Source organism: Virgibacillus carmonensis, assembly GCF_057836705.1.
Genome location: NZ_JBYQFJ010000380.1, coordinates 1 through 532 on the forward strand (window position 1 = coordinate 1; position 532 = coordinate 532).

At 39.1% G+C, this 532-nt stretch carries 1 pseudogene; it reads left to right on the forward strand.

Features of this window, described 5'->3' with window-relative positions:
- A pseudogene (locus tag AC3G7N_RS22465) lies at nt 1-532 on the forward strand (hypothetical protein); the annotation flags it as partial.

Consider the following 532-nt stretch of genomic DNA (forward strand, 5'->3'; position numbering starts at 1 on the left):
GATAACTTGAAAAATAAATTAAATCGGGGAACCGAAAACAAGGTATATATCGGAATAATGATTGTCGCTGGACTTGTTCTCGGCGTTTTTTTTACGTCCAAAACATGGATGTATGATGATACGACTATTGAGCAAACTCCCTTCAATGAATCTATTGGTGGGTTAAGTCAAACAACTGTTGTTCTTCGGGATTGGGAATTTAATCCTGCCAATCAATTGATGGAAGTCACATTGGAAACCGTTCATACCGGAACCGATGTGGTGGAACCAACATTTACCTTTGAATCAAAAGGAAAGGAATCCGGTGCAACATATCCGGTAAACAAAGTGTATGAATCCGTCAACCTGATGGTGATTCAAATTGAACAAGTTCCAAAAACCTATCAGGCTATTGGGTTGTTTGTAACGGAACATCGGGATGAAAAAATACTGAAACAAGCGTATGAAAAACAAGTTATGCACGACAGTGATGTAGCAACAACTGCAACCAATGAGATAACAGCATCGGAAATACCAGAGCCAGAAGAAATTG